The sequence below is a fragment of the Methanobacterium paludis genome (assembly GCF_000214725.1).
Lineage (GTDB): Archaea > Methanobacteriota > Methanobacteria > Methanobacteriales > Methanobacteriaceae > Methanobacterium_C > Methanobacterium_C paludis.
In genome coordinates, this window is sequence record NC_015574.1 from 2,215,408 (window position 1) to 2,233,388 (window position 17,981).

Sequence of the window (17,981 nt, forward strand, 5' to 3'; positions counted from 1 at the left end):
TCTTGAAAATTACACATTAGATTTATGAAGTGTTATCTTACATGTTGTTTTGCAGGTTTTATAGTTCTTGATGAAAATTGTACCCTCATAGACTATGAACTTTTCCCACGGGGCAAACTTGCAGAAAGACTCACAAACGTACAAAATGGAAATTTAACCAAAGAAGAAGAGTCAGTACTAAAAAGAATCGTAAAAAAACATGACAAAGTTGTAATAGAAACCAACATTCCCCATTCAAGATATAAAAATCTCAAAGACAATCCTAAATTTGAATTTGAAACTCCTAACACTGGAGGGGAATTTTTAAGGTCAAATATAGTTGAAATCCTTCTTAAAGCTGGTTTTTTAGAGTCAGAAGATGATTTTGGCAGGATAATTCACGACCTTTCAATTGAACTAACCGAAGAAAAATTGAAGAAAGCTTCAGAAGCTGAAGACTTGCTTTTAATCCAGGCTATAAATGCAATAGACGATCTGGACGAGGCAACAGGTAAGTTAGTTGAGAGGTTGAGGGAATGGTATGCAGTACACTTCCCAGAATTTGGCAGGGTTAAAAACCATGAAAATTACGTCAGACTAATTGCAGACCACGGTCACAGAGACGCTATAATTGATTCGGGACTTTTAAATTCTGATATGGGATTTAAAAAAAGTATAGAAAGGAGTATGGGTGCTGAAATAAACGAACTGGACCTTTCTGTGCTCCAGGGTTTTGCAGCCTCGATAAAATCCACTCAAGAATCAAAAAAATCCATCACAGACTACGTTGATGCCAAGATGGAGGAAATTGCACCCAACTTACGGGATCTATGCGGTTCTTCCCTTGGTGCAAAACTCATAGCCCACGTTGGGAGTATTAAAAGGCTTTCAATGCTTCCATCCGGCACAGTTCAGGTTTTAGGAGCTGAAAAAGCTCTTTTCAGACATCTTAAGACTGGTGAGCGCCCGCCAAAACACGGGCTCATATTCCAGCATCCTGAAGTCAGGGGTGCCAAATGGTGGGTTCGTGGTAAAATTGCCAGAACTTTGGCATCAAAAATATCATTAGCAGTTCGTAAAGATGTTTTTTCAGGAGATTACGATCCCCAGATAAAGGAAAGTTTCCAAAAGAGGGTTGAAGAAATAACAAAGGCCAATCCATTCCCAAAAAGAAGTACTAAAAGCTTAAAACCGGATAAAAAAGAAAAAACAAAGAAAAGGAAGAAGAGAGACAAGTATAAAAAGAAAATCAGCGATTACTACTGAAATTGTAATTACCAGATTGCAGTGAAACTGGATTAACTCGTAGAAACTGCCTTTGTAATCTACGAATTCAACCTTTTCTTGATCTTTATACTTCAGTGGTGTATCTGTTTGAATCTTGTGTGCCAATATGGCAGTTCAAAGAATATTATTGAAAATAGGTGAGTGTATTGGTCGAGATCGTTATAATAGTATCAATTATATCAAGCATTCTTTCAATTATTCTGGCAGTTTTTGCAATCCTGTTTTCCAGGCGTGTTGAAAAACGGCTCAAGAAAAATTTCCAGAGGCTAAAATACATCATGGATGAGAACCATGAACGTACCAAAGAAGTCCTTGAAAACATAGATCAAGAAGCAGATGCCATCAAAAAAACTGTTTATGAATCTCAAAGGGAGCTTAGGGAAACTCTGGATGGTATAATGGAAAAATGTGGTATTATGAAGAAATAGCTGCATAAAATAAAATTTCAAAAACATGATACAAATCATGGACAAAAAAAGAGTAAATAAAAATTCTGTTATGGAACCATAAATAAATTTCATCTAAAAAAAGGATTTTTAAGAACTTATTCTAAAAGAGGAACTAGAAATGGATATAAAATACAAATTCCCTGGCGTATACATATTAGAGGATCATATAGCCACAGAAAACCTCAAACCAGGTATAAAGGTTTACGGTGAGAAGTTAATGGAGTTAGATAATAAAGAGTACAGGATATGGGACCCCAGAAGGTCTAAGCTTGCTGCAGCCATCCTAAATGGTATGGAAACTTTTCCGTTTAAAGAAGGTTCAAATGTTCTTTATCTCGGTGCATCAGCCGGTACAACACCTTCACACATCTCAGATATCACAAAAAATGGTCTGGTTTACAGTGTGGAATTTTCACCAAGGATGGTACGTGACCTGGTGGAACTGTGCAGAATCCGGGAAAATATGATTCCACTTCTGGACGATGCCACCAAACCTCGAAACTACATTCAGATGGTTCCAAAGGTGGACGTGTTATACAGTGACGTGGCACAACCCAAACAGTCAGAGCTTTTCCTGGACAACATGCACCTGTTTTTGAAACCTGAGGGAATAGGAATCATAATGATAAAGGCCAGAAGCATCGACGTTACCCAGAGTCCTAAAAAGATTTTCAAGGCAGAAGAATCCAAGCTAAAATCCGGAGGCTTCAGGGTGCTTGAGAAGATCAACCTCGAACCCTATGAAAAAGACCACATGGCCTTTGTGGGTGAGGCTGCGTTTTAATATTTTATAAAAAAATATTTTTTTTATTGATAAACTCAGCCAATTAGGCCCTGTTATACTTTCATCAGTGCTTATCGGGTTTCCATTACAACCATCATTCATGATGGCAGTAAAAACCAGCGGAAGTAAGTTATGTTAATCAGGAAATAAATTATTAGCGTCCAAATTATTATCCCACTATGCTTCTCTGCCCTAGGATGTTTTCCATTGACCATAAGGTATATTGGACCCAGTACTATGATTATAAGACCTAAAAATACATTTAATAAATATTTAAACCATATTACCACCACATAGAAGTCAAAATTTGCAATTGAAAACTTTATAAACATATCTATAATTGGAAAACCTATTATCCACGGAAGAAGGACAAATCCCACAATGAATATCAAAGATAACATCATATAAAACTTGATTTTTCCGGTTTTTGAATTTTTTATAATTTCATTCAAAAAAAAGTACACTATGAAAATAGGTGATAGAAAAACCGCCCCTAAAGACGTTTTCCATTCTACACTTGGGCGTTCCTTCCTTACAATATACATCGCTGAAAAAGCTAGACATGCTAAAGCAATGGTCCTTAAAATGGAAAGTGTATCTGAACTAAATCTTATATAATTTAAAATACCTGTTCCTAAAATTAGAATAAGAAATGCATAGGATATGATAGTTAATTTGGTGAATGGATAGGGCTGTATCTCATCAACATTGACCATTTTACCGTCTAAACCTTCTACTTTAGAATTTGTCGAACTCATACCTCACTTCCAATATTTTTTTGGCTTTTCTGGCAGTTTTATGGTAATGATTTATCTGCAAAGCTTTTTTGTAGCATTTCAATGCTTCTTCAGGATTTCCCATCTTCTCCATAACAACCCCTTTAGCATACAGGGATCTGTAACATTTTGGATCCAATTTTATAGATTTATTAAATAGTTTTAGAGCCCCTCCATATTGTTTCAAAGCACACAAAACCTTTCCCTTGTTGTAGTAATATTCTTCATCTTCAGTTTCCAGTTGAATGGCTTCATCAATGTACTTGAGGGCCTCATGATACTGCTTCATTTTCAGAAGAATCTCACCCTTTAAATTCAAAGCCCAATCATAATCAGCATCGATTTCCAGTGCTTTGTCCACATATTCTAAAGCTTCAGCATATTTACCAAGTTCTTCCAGAGCTGAAGCTTTGTTAGCCAGTGTATACTTATTTTCTGGATCTTTGGTGAGTTTTGCATCGTAACATTCGATTGCACGTTTAAAGTAGAATTTTGATTCATCCATTTTCCACATTTTTTCCAGTGTTAAAGCTTTAGAATGCCAATTGAGACCATTTTCTGGTTCAAGTTCTAGAGTTTTATTAAAACAGTTTAAAGCCTCATGATAATTTCCTAATTTATCCAAAACATCTCCTTTAGAACGGTATATAATTGAATCATCTTCTTTCAATTCAATTGCTTTATTAAAGCATTCAATTGATTTTTCATATTTTTTCAGTTCACTGAAGATCAGTCCTTTATCAACGTAGGCATGGTAATATCCAGAATCCAGTTCAATGGTTTTATCCAGCAGTTTCAAAGCATCTTCATATTCTTTTAAATGTTTTAATGTCCATGATTTAACAACCAAAAATTCAGGATCCTTTGGATCAATTTTTATTGCTTCATCATAAGCGTTTAGGGCATCATGGTATTTTTTAAGCATATCAAATGATAATCCCTTGAGATACCATGCAAAACCGCTCTTTGGTTCAATTTCTATGACCTTATCAAAGCACTCCACTGCTTTTTCATGCTCTTTTAACTCTCTTAAAAGAAATCCTTTATTATAATAAGCTTTTAAATAATTTGATTTGAAATCTAAAGCCCTGTTAAAACATGCCATTGCTAAATTATATTTTTTAAGGCTTTGAAGGGCATAGCCCTTGCCAATCCATGTATCCACATCCTCAGCATCCAGTTTCAAAGCCTCATCGAAACATTTCAGTGCTTCAACGTACCTTTCCAAGCTGTTAAGAGCAAATCCTTTGTATTGCCACGAATGGGCATATTTAGGGTCTTCTTTGATGGATTTGTCAAAGAATTCTAAAGATTCTTCATATTTCTCAAAAATATACAAAATTAAAGCTTTATTGTACAATTCCACACTATTATGAGGGTTTTTTACCAGATCTCTACCGTAAAATTTCAGTGCTTTTTTATAGCAAACATCTTTATCTTCATCATTACCCAATAATTGGTAAGTGTAAGCCTTACTATGCCATGCTCGTCCATTTTCAGGATAAAAATCTGTTAATTTATCAAGACATTTCAATGCATCCTCATATCTTTCCATTTTCTGATAAACATCACTTTTACCTTTCCATGCCCTGTAATTTTTTGGGTCGCTGGAAATCACCCGATTAAATAATTTCAAAGCCCTTTCTTGACTGTTCATTCCAGTAAATGTTTCACCCGCGGCCAGCAACAGTCCATTGAAACTTCTTGATAATCTCATAAACATCACCACCTTTAATTTAACAGATTGAAATTTCAATCTTAAAGTTCAAGAGCTTAATTAAGGTATTAACTCCCAAATAATCCTATAATAGTCAGGAGAATCCCAAAAATTAACACCAAAATTTCTCCATAAGATATTTTCCTCTTTGGTAGATTTCCCTGTTCCTTTTCCCAGTAACTGTTCAGTGTCTTTTGAGCCATAATTAATGGAATAACTACAGCAAAAGTTAATATCCATGAAACAATATCCATTGTGATACCATCGAAAACCCCTAATACACTGGACATATATTCAAAAATAGCCCATAATAAAAACACAAACCAAAATGAATAGATTTTAACTCCTGATTCTCGCGCATAATCATTGATATTTTTGAACTGGCTTCCAGCAAAAAACAGGTCAACTATAGGAACAAACATTGCTAAAGTTCTAAGCTTAACATGAATATTTAGGTTTTTATGGGCTTTAAGATCTTTCCAGTTACGATAAAACCAGTAAAACTCATAGAATCCTGCAGTTACGACCATGAAAAGAGTTAATCTGCCTACGGACTGAACATTGGAATATTTGATTTTATTATGGATGTTATTATCAACATTTTCTTCATTAAGTTCTCTTTTTATTTCAGATAGTGGTTTTCCAAATAATGCCCCGCAATGTTCACATCTATCCGAATCTTTTTTAATTTTTCCGCCACATTGAATACAGTAAAGCATATCATCATTAACCATTTTTTTCACCTTATTTACTAGGACAATATCCAAAAAGTTATTTAATATGGTTTGTGATTTGGTAGGATTAAATTAAAAATTCTCTTCTAGTTTGATCTCCGGTACATTCTGCTCTTTTTGTTCCAAAAAATAACCACTAAAAGTGCCAGAGCGTATAAAGCATAGATCAAAATATTCAAGAAAGGATTTAAGGTTGAATGAATTGTTAATATGGATGGTACGGTCTGAAGGCCGTAAGGGTTTGCTACCACTGATAGAAAGATGATAGTTCCAGTTTCTATTCCCACAACTGTTTCAAGCCTATTTTCCCCTAAAACTATTGTTCCCATGGCCATTACCCATATAAATGCCATTATAACACCGTTCAAAATGGAAACTGAATCAGACCCATAAGTTGAGAGGGCAGGGATGATAAGGATAAGTGAAGTAATCAATAAAGGCACTATGGGCTTTTTAGAAATCAGTCCAGCACCCTGCAGAAGATATCCTAGAAACAGTTTACTGGTAAAAGCCGTGATTGGGGCTATTATCAAAACTAGGGCTAAAATGAAAACAAAATTGTTTGGATTGAAGGTTACTTCAAAACTCCCTGGATCAATTATTGAATAGATCAAAGCCCCAAATGCCATGAGAACCAAGCTCAATCCAAAACCCTTTAATATTTTCTTCCAGCTGACATTTGAAGTCGTGTTTATCAGTGATATTAACTTTTTTCCATGAATGAACCTCATACAAAGATAAAAAATCATAAATGAAATGACCGTCAATACGAGACTTAATAAAATCCCAAAAAGGGGACTTAAAAAGAAATTAGATGTGGAACTTGCAACATCAGACCCTGTATAAAGAAGGGAGTCCAATATAATTGTAATCAGTACTGCCAAAACTATTGGACCAACCAAATTTATAATAATGGTTAAAATGTATCTCCACCAATCGTTCTTACCCTGAGAAGCATTATCCAAAAATGTTATCCTTGACATGAACATCACCCTTTTATTAACTGTTTTTTAACATGAATCAGGATTAGGACAATTCTTAAAAAAGGGATATGATTTGATAAAATTATTTTATGCAGAAATCAAAATTATTATAGAATTGCCCAGATCTCCCAAAATGTCTTAATTAACATCTCGTATTAAAAAGGCAATATTTAATACTTCCGATTTAATTCATAAAAAAAAGCAGTTAATAGTAAAATAAGAAAAAATTAAAGATTCTCAAGGATTTTGTCTAGTATTCTCTGGGCAATTTCAGATTTTGATGTTAAAGGAACAGTCAAAACATTTCCATCAAGGATTATGACCTCATTTTTATCTGATCCGAATCCTGCACCTTCTACTGCAACATCGTTTGCAATCATGAGGTCTGCACCAGATTCTTCCATTCTTTTACGGGCGGATTCTATTAGTTCCTCATTTGAAACATTGTACTCTGCTTTAAAGCCCACAAGATATATTTTAGGGTTAATTTCCTTTACAGAACTTATTATTTTAGGTGTTCTCTTGAGTTTAAGTATTAAATCTTCATCTGATGAGATTTTACCTGTAGATTCTGCAGATGAATCCACTGTGAAGTCTGAAACTGCTGCAGCTGATACAAATACATCAGTTTTAGGAAGGAGTTTTTGAAGCTCGTCCTGCATTTCAGCTGTAGATTCAACTTCAACCACGTCAAATAGCTTTGGAACACGTGTTTCCATTTTTCCGCAGAGCATCGTAACCTCAGCTCCACGTATGAATGCATCTTTAGCTATTTCAACTCCCATTTTACCTGAGCTGCGGTTTGTTATTCCACGAACAGGGTCTATTTCCTCGAAGGTCGCACCTGCACTTACAAGAACATTTTTACCCTTGAAGTTGGATTTCTGGCATTCAGGTGAGTTCAGGCAAAGTTCTCTGAGGGCTTGAAGGGTTATATCGTGGATATCAGGGAATTTAGCTTTTCCTTCCTCTTTTTTAGGTTCCAGGAAAATTATTCCCTCATCCTTAAGTTTCTGGATGTTTCTTTCAACTGCGGTGTACATGGATTCGTGCATGGATGGAACAAAAATAATTGGGGTTTTATGCCCAAATGCAGTTATAAGAAGTGTGTTTATAGGATTATCCGCAATTTTATAGGCAAACTTGCTTATAACGTTTGCTGTGGCCGGTGCAACAAGTATGAGATCTGTTTGCGCGTATTTAACGTGTTCAATCTCGCCTGTAAGCTCCACCACCACATCTTGGCCTGTTGCAAACTCCATTGCATGGGGGTGGATTATACCACATGCATCATCACTCATGAAGCATTTTACAGTTACTCCCTGCCTTTTAAGTTCTCTAGCAAGTTTTACAGATTCTATTGCAGCTATACTTCCTGTAACACAGAGCACGATTTCCATATGACCATCGTCCAATCAAATATTATTAAACTGAATTTTAATACAACTGAATTGTACTTTAAAATGCACAACCGAGTTTGTATTAGTTAATCCTTATGGTATGTAATTATTCCTGAGGGGTATGTAATTACTATAATTTATAAAAAATTATACTTAATCCCTGTCAACAACCACAAGGGTTTCTTCACCTGTCAACTGTTTTATGATGTCATTTAGAACATCCAGTCTTCCTGGGAGTTTCCTTGAATCTTCCCCCATAACCCTTATTTTGTATTTTTGATCCCCATCAGTTCCGTAAACTATGTTTATACCGGATATCCTTGCTGGGGCAAGTATGTCTCTTGCAACTGATCGGAGGTCTGAGTTTTCGCCAACAACCCTTATTTTCTTTCCAACGGTCCTGGAAATCTCCCTTACAATTTTTCCACTCTTTCCTATGAGTTTTCCGACCTGATCTTTCTCTGTAACGATTATGACGATATCTCCAATTTCGATGGTTCTTTTGAATCCAATCTTACCCTCACCGACTTTGAAAAGTATCTTTGCGATGTCCAAATCAAGCTGGGTTATCTCACCTGTCCTCAGCTTTTTCTCACACCCTTGACATAACATTCCACTTTTCAAACAGACATCGCATACTGGCAATACCATTTACATTCCTCCTTTCTTATTATTTTGATGATCATCAAAGTTTTTAAATTATAAACCCTCAAATTAAATTATAAACCGTGAAAGATGTCATGAACACGTTTTTCACTTAAAACTTGTCATCTATATTTAAAAGAATTTGTTCATGAGCTGCTTTCTGGATAGTTTATCCATGAAATAATAGTTTATTCAATTAAAGTCGTAGCAGAACCTACCTTAAACTCATTGAGAGTTCAGATATTCTTCATTTTGTACATCGCACGGATGCAGCTAAAATAAAAGCAGATTAATATGGGCTCTTTTAAAGACTCTTGCTCTTTCTTATAAAGATGTTATCTATAACAGATATAGTTGTATTGTCGCCACTAATATATAATTTTGCATGGTGATGGAAAAATATACCACGAACCTAATCAAGTATTAAAAAAATATTAGGAAACTATGTTAGTTTTAAGAAATTATGAACGACGTTTATTTTTAAATATTAAAAAAGGGGTTATTGGATTTTAAAAAATGAATCACAATAAAAGTTAAAATCCACTCAATAAAAGTTAAAAACCTAAAATCCCCCAATTAAACCTTCAATAAAAAAAATTAAAGGTTAAAAACCCTAAAAAAAATAAAATGGGTTTTTACTATGATGCTTTGAAGCTGTCTATGATAGTGTCGAAGTTAGACTGCTGATTCTGGAAGTCTGATGCCAGTGAACTGCACAGTATAACATAAATATTGTTGTTTTGTGAGATCCACACCGCCTTCATCTCCAGTTGAGCTCCAGTTGATGAGTTGGTTGTGTAAACGTTTTCAAGGGCATTTGATCCGCTAACAGTTATGTTTCCTTCAGACACCCGCTGGTAACTTGTGTTGTTGAAAAATGTTGCATAGTTTGAATTATAAATAGTTTGAAGGCTTGATCCAGTTGATGCGTTTGATTTCTGGATAACAACTAAGGTTGTTGGGACTTTGGTACTGCTATCAACAGTATTTGGATCTGCAACTGCTGCAACAGCATTTGGAGATGTTGCATTTGCAGTTTGCCACGACGATGGGTAGTTGAATGAAACATTATTTTGAGAGTAACTTGTCACGTTTGTCTGATTCTGGTTTGAAACGCATCCAGAAGCAGATACAACAACAATTAAAAGAGCTAATACTAAAAAAGGATATTTTTTCACTTTATTTCACCTTCTCTTACCTCAGAATTTTAGTAACTTGATCATGAAAGAATAAAAAAGGGGATTATTAATCACGGTTGAGGAGTACTATTTGTAGTTGTAGTTGTAGTTTTTGTGGTTCCACTATTTGATCCTGTGCCTGAATTCGTTGCATTTGTTGTGGCTATTTTAGTTGTGTTGGTCTTGGTCGTGTTGGTCTTAGTTGTGTTGTTGGTTATGACACTTGTTGTGTTGGTAGCCACCGGAAATGCGCTTGCATTTATAAACATTGAAACACTTGGGGTTTCTGCTGGGGATTTCATGAAATATACCCCTAAACTTGTGCCTACCAGGAAAGCTACAACCAAGAAAGCTATGGCAGCCAATTTTACCCTGGAAGTTTCCTTCTTTTTTGCTTTTTGGGCTCTTTTGCTCAGGGATCTTCTTTTAGAAGCCTTTGGTGAAGGCATTGTTACGAACTTCTCAATGAGTTCCTCTTTCTCCTCAATATCCTTCTTTTCTTTCTTCTGAGTCACCCACTGGTCAAGGGACTGTTCATTTTCATCTCCCTTTCCCTGAAGTTTTTTAACCCTTTCTACAGCAAGAACCGCACCTAATTTATCTTCTAAAACCTTTTTTTCGATAATATATTGCCGTTTAGATAATTTACCCTGTGTAAATTCTGTTTCAAGCTTTTTTAAGCTTTTAGTAAATTTTTCTTTATCTGAAACTATGTAAATCCTCTCCTTCTGTAGGATATGAACCTAATATTTTTATATATTCTACCTTGGATTTTATGATATTTAAAATATTCCCGATTTCAGGATCGGCTCTGTGGCCTTCAAAATCTATAAAGAAGATATATCTTCCCAATTTTTCTTTTGAAGGTCTTGATTCTACTTTTGTAAGATTTATATCCTTTCTAGAGAACTCTCCAAGTATTTCACATAGTCCTCCAGGCTTATCTTTCATAAGGGAGAAAACAACGGAGGTTTTATCCCTACCTGTCATGCTGTGGTCCCCGTGATCAATCACAACAAAGCGGGTTACGTTGTTTTTGTAATCTTGAACATCATCCTCTGCAATTTTCAAACCATATATCTGTGCCGCCCTCGCTGTTCCAATTGCTGCGGCATTTTTTTTACCTGAAACAAGCTCTGCAGCTGCAGATGTGCTTGGTGTTGCATGGGTCACAACCCCGAGCTTGTCCAGAAATTTCCTACACTGGGAAAGCGCCTGGATATGGGAGTAAACAATATCAACATCTTCCACCTTAACATCCGGGTTCACAAGAAGCTTATGACTTATGGGGATTGTTATTTCATTTCTTATCTTCAGATCGTAATCATGAACCATGAGGTCCAGCGTCATACCAACGGGGCCTTCTATAGAGTTTTCAATGGGTACAACACCCAGGTCAACCTCCCCTTTGTCAACGGCTTCAAGAACCCCGACTATGGAATCAAAAGCAACCAGCACCCCCCTGAGTTTGGAGGCCGCTTCCTCTGTAAAAGTCCCTGATGGACCTAAAAATCCTATTTTTTTGGATTTAAATCTATTTTGATAGTTAGAATTTCTTTCATCCGATGTTGCTATTGGTTTTGTAAGTATCAGTATAGGCCACCCCTAAGATAATTTGTTATCCTGTCAGTTGTAGATTGATGTATTCTCCTTATAACTGCTTTCCCATCCTCGAAGTTGTGAACGGTTGCAACCACTCCAAGGTCCTGAAGGTGGTGAACAAACTCTGCAGCCTCCTCGTAACTATCAACGTGAATGACCAGATCCTCCCCTGCCACCTTCTCCTTAGAAACATGTTTTATTGTATTAAGCATTGGGTACAAAATGGCTTCACCAAGTCTCTGAGCCCTCTTTTTAAGATCCTCTCCGGATTCGTCCAGTTCATAGGCTTGAAAACCTTCCCTTATCACTCTGCTGAAGAAAAATGGCCTTCCAAAGTCAAATGGATATGTGAATGCATATTTAAGCTCGTCTGCATGTGCATGTGATGATGTGTACTTCAAAGGAGGTATCTGCATCTGGGGGTCCTTCATAACCACGCCCTCTCTGTTTGTTTGTTCAAGGTTTTTTATGATACCCCCCACCTCAAAAACGGCTTCATCAACACCATAAATTCCAAAGAGTCTTACAGATGGCAGACCATATTTTTCAAGCATCCCCCTCTTGTCATGCAGGGACATTGGTTGGTTTGTTACCTTCTCCCTGAGATCAAATATCCTAAACCCCAGACTGCCAATCTCTTTGTAGTAATGTGTTACATAGGGATTTTCTGTTCCAACCATCTCACCACATATTACCAGTTCAGGATGATCCTTGAAAAAATCAGTCATATCCATGATTTCAGGTGCTTTTCGAGTGGTGTATGGACATATGTACCCTCCTCTGGTAAATGCAATTATTCTACCGTTTACAAGGGCTATTCTGACGTTGTACCCGTTCATCTTTTCTTCAACGGCCACTTCATCCGTAAAATGATCCTTCAAGGTAGGGGATAACATCAGAGTCCTTCTTATCTTTGGAAACCCTCTTATAACCTCAATTTCATCTCCAAAACATATCATGGTTCCGGATTCTATATTGTGTATCCTTTTTCGAAATTGAAGGGCATTCACACCTTGAGAATCGTAGAATTTTATATTTCCCCTTTGAAACGACCTTTCCAGCTGATGGGACTCTAAACCAACAATTTTTGAGAGTTCGGTTTTTACGAAGGAAGGTAAGGTATGGTCGTAGCTAAAGTTGCATGATCGACATTTAAAAAAAAAGTTTTTATGGGAGTTTGTTCTCCCAATCGTTACATCCATTTTGGAGTTACAGTTTGGACATTTTATCTGCGGTGAAATTCAGTAAACCTCCTCCATCTCCACGATAAGATTCATTAGATCCGTTTTTGTGATTATACCTGCGAGCCTGTTTTCACCGTCTGAAACTGGAATTCCACTGAAGTTGTTCTCAAGCATCAATTGGGATGCCTCTTCTATTGAAGCATCAGAAGTTATTGTTTTCAGGTTCTGGGTCATTACATCACCAACAAGAAGGTTTCTTATCCTTGCTGCTTGATGTTTGTCTGGAACGACTTTTCTAAATGAAACCATGGCATTTGCTATGTCTTTGGCAGTTACGATGCCTTCAAGTTCATTTCCTTCAGATACAGGTATTCTTCCTATTTCTTTGTCTATTATGCATCTTCTTGCGTGAACAAGCCTGTCTTCTGGGCTGACGGTTACAACGTCTTCTGTCATTCTGCTTGCAACATCTGTGTTGTTGAATGGTTTTCCCTGGCATATCTCTATGAAGTCTGTTTTTGTGAGTATTCCAACTATCTCACCGTCATCCACAACAGGCATTCCACCGATCTTATTCTCAATCATGGATTTTGCAGCTTTTCCTATGCTTCTGGCACTTTCAACTGTTACAAGGTCTGTGCTCATTACCGTTGAAACATGAAAATGGGATGGTGCAAGGTTGCCGTACCTTGATGAACTCAGGCGGATGGCTATATCCTTTTCAGTTAACATTCCCACAAGTTTTTTGACGTTGTCACTGTTGGTATTCACAACAGGCAGCCTTGAAACTTTATGTTTTTTCATGAGTTTCAGTGCATCGTGGATGTTTTGATCTTTATCTATAAGAAAAACTTTTTCTTTCATTATATCTTTCACATGCATCTTTATACCTCACTAAATTGTTTTAAAAGACTCCTGGTTTATTTTTAACGCTTTAAATTTTATTTTCATGATATACTTTCTTTAATGAACTTATTTTTATAATTAAAATTGTTTTTTACCTTTTTTAAGGCTTATTTAAAGGATAAAACATGAAATATCCCATCTTATGGGATATATCACTGAAATATCCTTCTCAATCTCACTGGATACCCTTAATTATGTCTGTTTTGGTTATTATCCCCACAAGAACATCCCCTTCAACAACAGGAACGCCACTTATATTCTTTTCATCCATTATATCTGCAGCTTTGGAGGCATCTTCATCTTTAGAAATTTTAACAAGATGATTTTTCATTATATCCCCTGCTGTGAGCATTGAAACCATTCTAACATTCTTTTTGCTTTTTCCTTCAGAATTTCTTATGAAGTAAATTTTTTCAACACTCATTCCCGTTTCAGGATCCTCCACCTGTGCAAATGATATATTTTCAGGCGTTATGATACCAACAGGTTCATTGTCACGGATTACAACAATTTTACCTATTTTATGTTCCTCCATAATACCTATAACATGTGCTATGCTATGATTTTCATTAACGGTTATAACATCAGGAGTCATAAGGTCAGAAACTTTCCAATGCCCGTTAAATTTATCAGTGTAGAATTTGAGAAGGTCTGTTTTGGATAGTATTCCCACAAGGCCTTCTTCATCCACAACAGGTATGGAACTTATGTCTTTTTTTAACATGAGTTCAACCGCATCCCTGAGTTCGTCCTCAGGCGTTAGTGTAACTGGGTCAGGGGTCATGACCCTCCTGATGGATATTTTATCTATAGGCCTCATTTTCCATTTTGGCCCGTTTCCCCTCATTTTTTTGGTTAAATCCCGCTCTGTAACCATTCCAACGGGTTTATCTTCGTTGTCAACCACAACAATTCTGCTAATTCCTTGTTTGAGCATGAGTTTTCTTGCATGTTCAACTTGATCGTTTTCCTGAACCACGCTCACTTCATCATTCATTACATCTTTAATTTTCATGATATCCTCCGCCTAACGGATTTAAATCCCATAAAAACATTTGATTGAATCTCTACTTGAAATTCAGTGAAAATAAAAGAATGAGGGCCCACCCTCAAACCTTTTATTCCCATTGCATGCTTAGGGCCTTCAGAATATCGCTCTCTGTTATTATTCCTATTAATTCTTCTCTCTGGACAACAGGCAGTCCTCCAATTCCTTCTTTTCCCATGGCATTGCAGAGGTCTCCAAGTCTCGTTCTTTCGGTGGTTGCTATGACATCTGTATGCATGATGTCTGTGATCGTTGTGTTCAAAATGTCCTCTGCGCTGTTTGAAACCATCCTGTTGATTAGGTTGTTTTTTCCGATTAATTCAAGAACATCTGTGGCTGTTACTATACCTACGATCTTATCCTTTTCAGGATGGGATGTTCTTCTTTCTTCTCCAACAACTGGGATTCTTCTCAACTTGTTCCTTACCATTATCTTTGATGCACCTTCTATTCTGGTTCCAGGGGTTGTTGTTATGACTGGTGTGGTCATGAAGTCTTCAACAACCTCGTCTGTGAGAACTCCTGCAAGTAAGGTTACGAAGTCTCTTTCTGAGACTATTCCAACAATTTTTTTGTCTGAATCAACCACAGGAAGTGCTCCTACACCTTTATCAATCATTTTGGTAATTGCATCATTTATAGAGCTTTTATAACCTAAGATTTCAACGTTTCGTGTCATTATCTCCTTCACGGATTCGTTAATAGCTCCCAAAAAGTTCCCCTGATACTTTTGCTCCACTATCTTGTACTTGTCGCCTCCTCCTAAAAAGTCCAGGATGTCCATGGATGTTACAAGTCCCAGGATTTTTCCTGTTCCAGGATCCGTTATTGGAAGCCTTCTGAACTTGTTTTTCACCATCGTTTCAGCGGCTTCTTTTATGGTGGTGCTTTGAGGGATTGTGACCACCTTTTTCTTTGCGATGCTCATGACATCGCCTTCGTGTTCTGAGGCGTGGGATTCAAACTCCACTGGGCCTCTGTCCATAGATTTTACTATATTTATAGTTTCTTTTTTTCTCATCAATACACCTCTTGTGAAAGATGAACGTCAATACCATTTACAGTACCAATTCTAATGAAACACTGTCTTACAGTACCATAGCATAGTCTTACAGTACTATGGCTAAAAAATCTAAAAAACGATCTGAAAATTCGAAAAATAGTTCGAAAAACGTGACGTGGTAACATGTTTATCGTGAAGATCAATTTAAGTACGATCCTAAAATATCTTCCCTTGAAACTATACCTACCAAATCGGCTTCTTTTGCCCGATTAGGCTCTTTTTTTACGTATTTTGGGTTTGTGACAACTGGAATGCGGCCAATATCATATTCCACAATGAGTTCGGCAGCTTCTTTAACTCCAGTTTCTGGTGTAACAACAACTGGTGGGGTTCTCATGACCCTTTCAACGCGGATGGATCTTTTGGACTCGTTGGATTCTTTATCTATCTTGACATGTCCTGAGTTCAGGATGTCCTTCCGGGTTATGATTCCTATCATCTTCTTCTTTTTAATGACTGGAAGCCCTGAAAATCCAGTTTCATCCATTTTGTTCCAAATCTTGGATAGAAAATCGTCATAATTACAGGTCACAACGTTCTTTGTTGTCAATTCACTTAGTGTTTGGACTCTGGGTTTTTCGCCATTATACAAGAATTTTTTAATTATATCTCCAATACTCACCATTCCAACAAGATTCATATTTTCTGTTGATTCCACAACCGGTGCCTGTATTGTCCCTGCGTTTAACAATTTTTTTGCGATTTCTGAAATGTCCATTTCAGGGGTTGCAACGACTTTCAGATGCTCCATTATCCCACGAGCATCGATGCTTGACTTTGTTGAAGTTATGTTCATCATGTCACCCCGGGTTATTATTCCCTCGAGGCGATTTCCTGAAACAACTGGTATGGATCTAAACCAACCTTCTCTGAAGATTGATCTTACTTTGGTTGCGTAGGTGTCAACAGAAACAGATACAGGATCAGATGTCATTATCTCTCCCACGTTGTTCACGTTAATCACCTTCTAAATCTTCTTTACACTCCTCACAAACGAATTTGCCATCAACCTCATCAAGATATTCAAGGTAATTTCCACATATTTCACAGGTGCCAGGTACAGATTTCTCCATATCTGTGTATTCTGCAGGATTTTCCATCCTGGCATTTTCAACGAGTATATCAGTCAGCTCAGGTGAGACCATCAGAACATCTGTTGATGTTAATATACCAACAAGACCGCCATCATCTACAACAGGAAGTCTTCTTATATGGTTTTTTGCCATTAACCTTGCAGCCTGGTTAAGTTCACTTCCAGGATCGATCATTATGAGGTTTTTGGTCATAATATCACCTATAGTTATTTCACTAGCTTGAATATCCCTTGAAACAACCTTGGAAATTATATCACTCTCTGTGATCAATCCTTCAGGTTCAAGTTCAAGATTGCTTTTAACTATAAGACTGCCTATCTTGAATCTTGTCATCAAAAGAGCTGCATCAGCAATAGTTGTCTTTGGATCTGCCGTAATTACACTAGACGTCATGGCGTCATGTACTGTGACCTTTGTATCCATCTCCATATAAAAACCTCCTACCTCACCTTTAGAAGTTTATGAACTTGAGGGATGACTAAAACATCCAGATACTCTCCCGCTTTTTCAGAGATTCTAAACAATTTACGTTCTTCATCTGCCCACAAGCCAAGGGGACTTACAGGTTGAATAACCATTGACAAATTGGAGGTATCGGGAACCTCACGAGCTATTCTCGATGCAATATAACCTACCAAGTCAACTTTTGTTGAGGGCATCACAACCACTTTACTGTATGTATTTATCCCCTCATCTCTTAATATCTTTATGGATTCAAGTTCGCAACCAAACAGATCATCCCAGTTTGAGGATGCCTCATGTTCAGGCAACTTAATATCAACCGATGCATAGTCAATTAAATCAACTATTTTGGCTAATTCTTTTGGTAAAGAACCATTTGTTTCTATTAAAGCTTTGAAATTGTGTTTTTCCAAAAATTCCCTTATAAAATCTGCATGCAACAACGGTTCTCCACCTGTAAATGAAATAGAATGGAAATCCGGAGTTATAATTTCGTTTACCCTTTCGAAAAGTTCATCCACTGAAATCTCTTCACCGTAGAGTGGATCCTGATTTTTGGAGGTGTCGCAGTAGTTGCATTTCAGGTTACATCCTGAGAACCTTACGAAGATTTGTCTTCTCCCGATAAGAGTTCCTTCACCCTGAATGCTTGAGAAAACCTCACTTATATGTGCTTTCATTTTTAAACAT

At 36.8% G+C, this 17,981-nt stretch carries 19 protein-coding genes; 3 read left to right on the forward strand and 16 right to left on the reverse strand.

Going from position 1 to position 17,981, the window contains the following annotated elements:
* Window positions 1-24: 24 nt before the first annotated feature.
* The 3 genes from MSWAN_RS10500 (at window position 25) to MSWAN_RS10510 (ending at window position 2,499) form a co-directional block, all read left to right on the forward strand.
* Entirely contained in the window at window positions 25-1,245 is a 1,221-nt protein-coding gene (locus tag MSWAN_RS10500) for an NOP5/NOP56 family protein (protein WP_013826625.1), read from the forward strand.
* A gap of 158 nt (window positions 1,246-1,403) precedes the next feature.
* Window positions 1,404-1,694, forward strand: a complete 291-nt coding sequence (locus MSWAN_RS10505) for a hypothetical protein (protein WP_394295789.1) — start codon at window positions 1,404-1,406, stop codon at window positions 1,692-1,694.
* Window positions 1,695-1,833: 139 nt separating this feature from the next.
* Window positions 1,834-2,499, forward strand: a complete 666-nt coding sequence (locus MSWAN_RS10510; RefSeq protein ID WP_013826627.1) for a fibrillarin-like rRNA/tRNA 2'-O-methyltransferase — start codon at window positions 1,834-1,836, stop codon at window positions 2,497-2,499.
* A gap of 98 nt (window positions 2,500-2,597) precedes the next feature.
* Here MSWAN_RS10510 and MSWAN_RS10515 read toward each other — a convergent pair whose 3' ends face one another.
* The 16 genes from MSWAN_RS10515 to MSWAN_RS10590 form a co-directional block, all read right to left on the reverse strand.
* A complete protein-coding gene (locus tag MSWAN_RS10515) occupies window positions 2,598-3,257 on the reverse strand; it encodes a hypothetical protein (protein WP_013826628.1) in 660 nt (219 codons plus the stop codon).
* Window positions 3,238-4,992 (reverse strand): tetratricopeptide repeat protein, encoded by a 1,755-nt coding sequence (locus tag MSWAN_RS10520; protein ID WP_013826629.1) that lies wholly within the window; start codon window positions 4,990-4,992, stop codon window positions 3,238-3,240. The genes MSWAN_RS10515 and MSWAN_RS10520 overlap by 20 nt, the downstream gene beginning before the upstream one ends.
* A 68-nt stretch (window positions 4,993-5,060) precedes the next feature.
* Window positions 5,061-5,726: a hypothetical protein gene (locus MSWAN_RS10525; RefSeq protein ID WP_013826630.1), complete on the reverse strand. Its 666-nt coding sequence runs from the start codon at window positions 5,724-5,726 to the stop codon at window positions 5,061-5,063.
* A gap of 86 nt (window positions 5,727-5,812) precedes the next feature.
* The gene (locus MSWAN_RS10530; protein WP_013826631.1) at window positions 5,813-6,709 is read right to left on the reverse strand and encodes a hypothetical protein; all 897 of its coding nucleotides are present in this window, start codon (window positions 6,707-6,709) and stop codon (window positions 5,813-5,815) included.
* A gap of 227 nt (window positions 6,710-6,936) precedes the next feature.
* A complete protein-coding gene (coaBC, locus tag MSWAN_RS10535; RefSeq protein ID WP_013826632.1) occupies window positions 6,937-8,109 on the reverse strand; it encodes a bifunctional phosphopantothenoylcysteine decarboxylase/phosphopantothenate--cysteine ligase CoaBC in 1,173 nt (390 codons plus the stop codon).
* Between the two features lie 153 nt (window positions 8,110-8,262).
* Window positions 8,263-8,760, reverse strand: a complete 498-nt coding sequence (locus MSWAN_RS10540) for a KH domain-containing protein (protein WP_013826633.1) — start codon at window positions 8,758-8,760, stop codon at window positions 8,263-8,265.
* 632 nt (window positions 8,761-9,392) lie between these two features.
* Window positions 9,393-9,932 carry a PsbP-related protein gene (locus MSWAN_RS10545; RefSeq protein WP_013826634.1) on the reverse strand — a complete coding sequence of 180 codons (540 nt, stop codon included), beginning with the start codon at window positions 9,930-9,932 and terminating at the stop codon, window positions 9,393-9,395.
* Window positions 9,933-10,003: 71 nt separating this feature from the next.
* Window positions 10,004-10,447, reverse strand: a complete 444-nt coding sequence (locus MSWAN_RS10550; RefSeq protein ID WP_013826635.1) for a hypothetical protein — start codon at window positions 10,445-10,447, stop codon at window positions 10,004-10,006.
* Window positions 10,448-10,631: 184 nt separating this feature from the next.
* Window positions 10,632-11,450, reverse strand: coding sequence for a prephenate dehydratase (gene pheA, locus MSWAN_RS10555; RefSeq protein ID WP_013826636.1), 819 nt, complete (start codon window positions 11,448-11,450; stop codon window positions 10,632-10,634).
* 71 nt (window positions 11,451-11,521) lie between these two features.
* A complete protein-coding gene (locus MSWAN_RS10560) occupies window positions 11,522-12,736 on the reverse strand; it encodes an RNA ligase (protein WP_013826637.1) in 1,215 nt (404 codons plus the stop codon).
* A gap of 39 nt (window positions 12,737-12,775) precedes the next feature.
* Window positions 12,776-13,582 carry a CBS domain-containing protein gene (locus MSWAN_RS10565; protein WP_265101170.1) on the reverse strand — a complete coding sequence of 269 codons (807 nt, stop codon included), beginning with the start codon at window positions 13,580-13,582 and terminating at the stop codon, window positions 12,776-12,778.
* Between the two features lie 217 nt (window positions 13,583-13,799).
* Window positions 13,800-14,639, reverse strand: a complete 840-nt coding sequence (locus MSWAN_RS10570) for a CBS domain-containing protein (RefSeq protein ID WP_013826639.1) — start codon at window positions 14,637-14,639, stop codon at window positions 13,800-13,802.
* A 103-nt stretch (window positions 14,640-14,742) separates the two neighbouring features.
* Window positions 14,743-15,693, reverse strand: a complete 951-nt coding sequence (locus tag MSWAN_RS10575; RefSeq protein WP_013826640.1) for a CBS domain-containing protein — start codon at window positions 15,691-15,693, stop codon at window positions 14,743-14,745.
* Window positions 15,694-15,874: 181 nt separating this feature from the next.
* Complete coding sequence (locus MSWAN_RS10580; RefSeq protein WP_013826641.1) at window positions 15,875-16,690, reverse strand: CBS domain-containing protein; 816 nt, start codon at window positions 16,688-16,690, stop codon at window positions 15,875-15,877.
* A gap of 1 nt (window position 16,691) precedes the next feature.
* Window positions 16,692-17,258 carry a CBS domain-containing protein gene (locus MSWAN_RS10585; protein WP_013826642.1) on the reverse strand — a complete coding sequence of 189 codons (567 nt, stop codon included), beginning with the start codon at window positions 17,256-17,258 and terminating at the stop codon, window positions 16,692-16,694.
* An 11-nt stretch (window positions 17,259-17,269) separates the two neighbouring features.
* Complete coding sequence (locus MSWAN_RS10590) at window positions 17,270-17,971, reverse strand: 7-carboxy-7-deazaguanine synthase QueE (protein WP_013826643.1); 702 nt, start codon at window positions 17,969-17,971, stop codon at window positions 17,270-17,272.
* Window positions 17,972-17,981 lie beyond the last annotated feature (10 nt).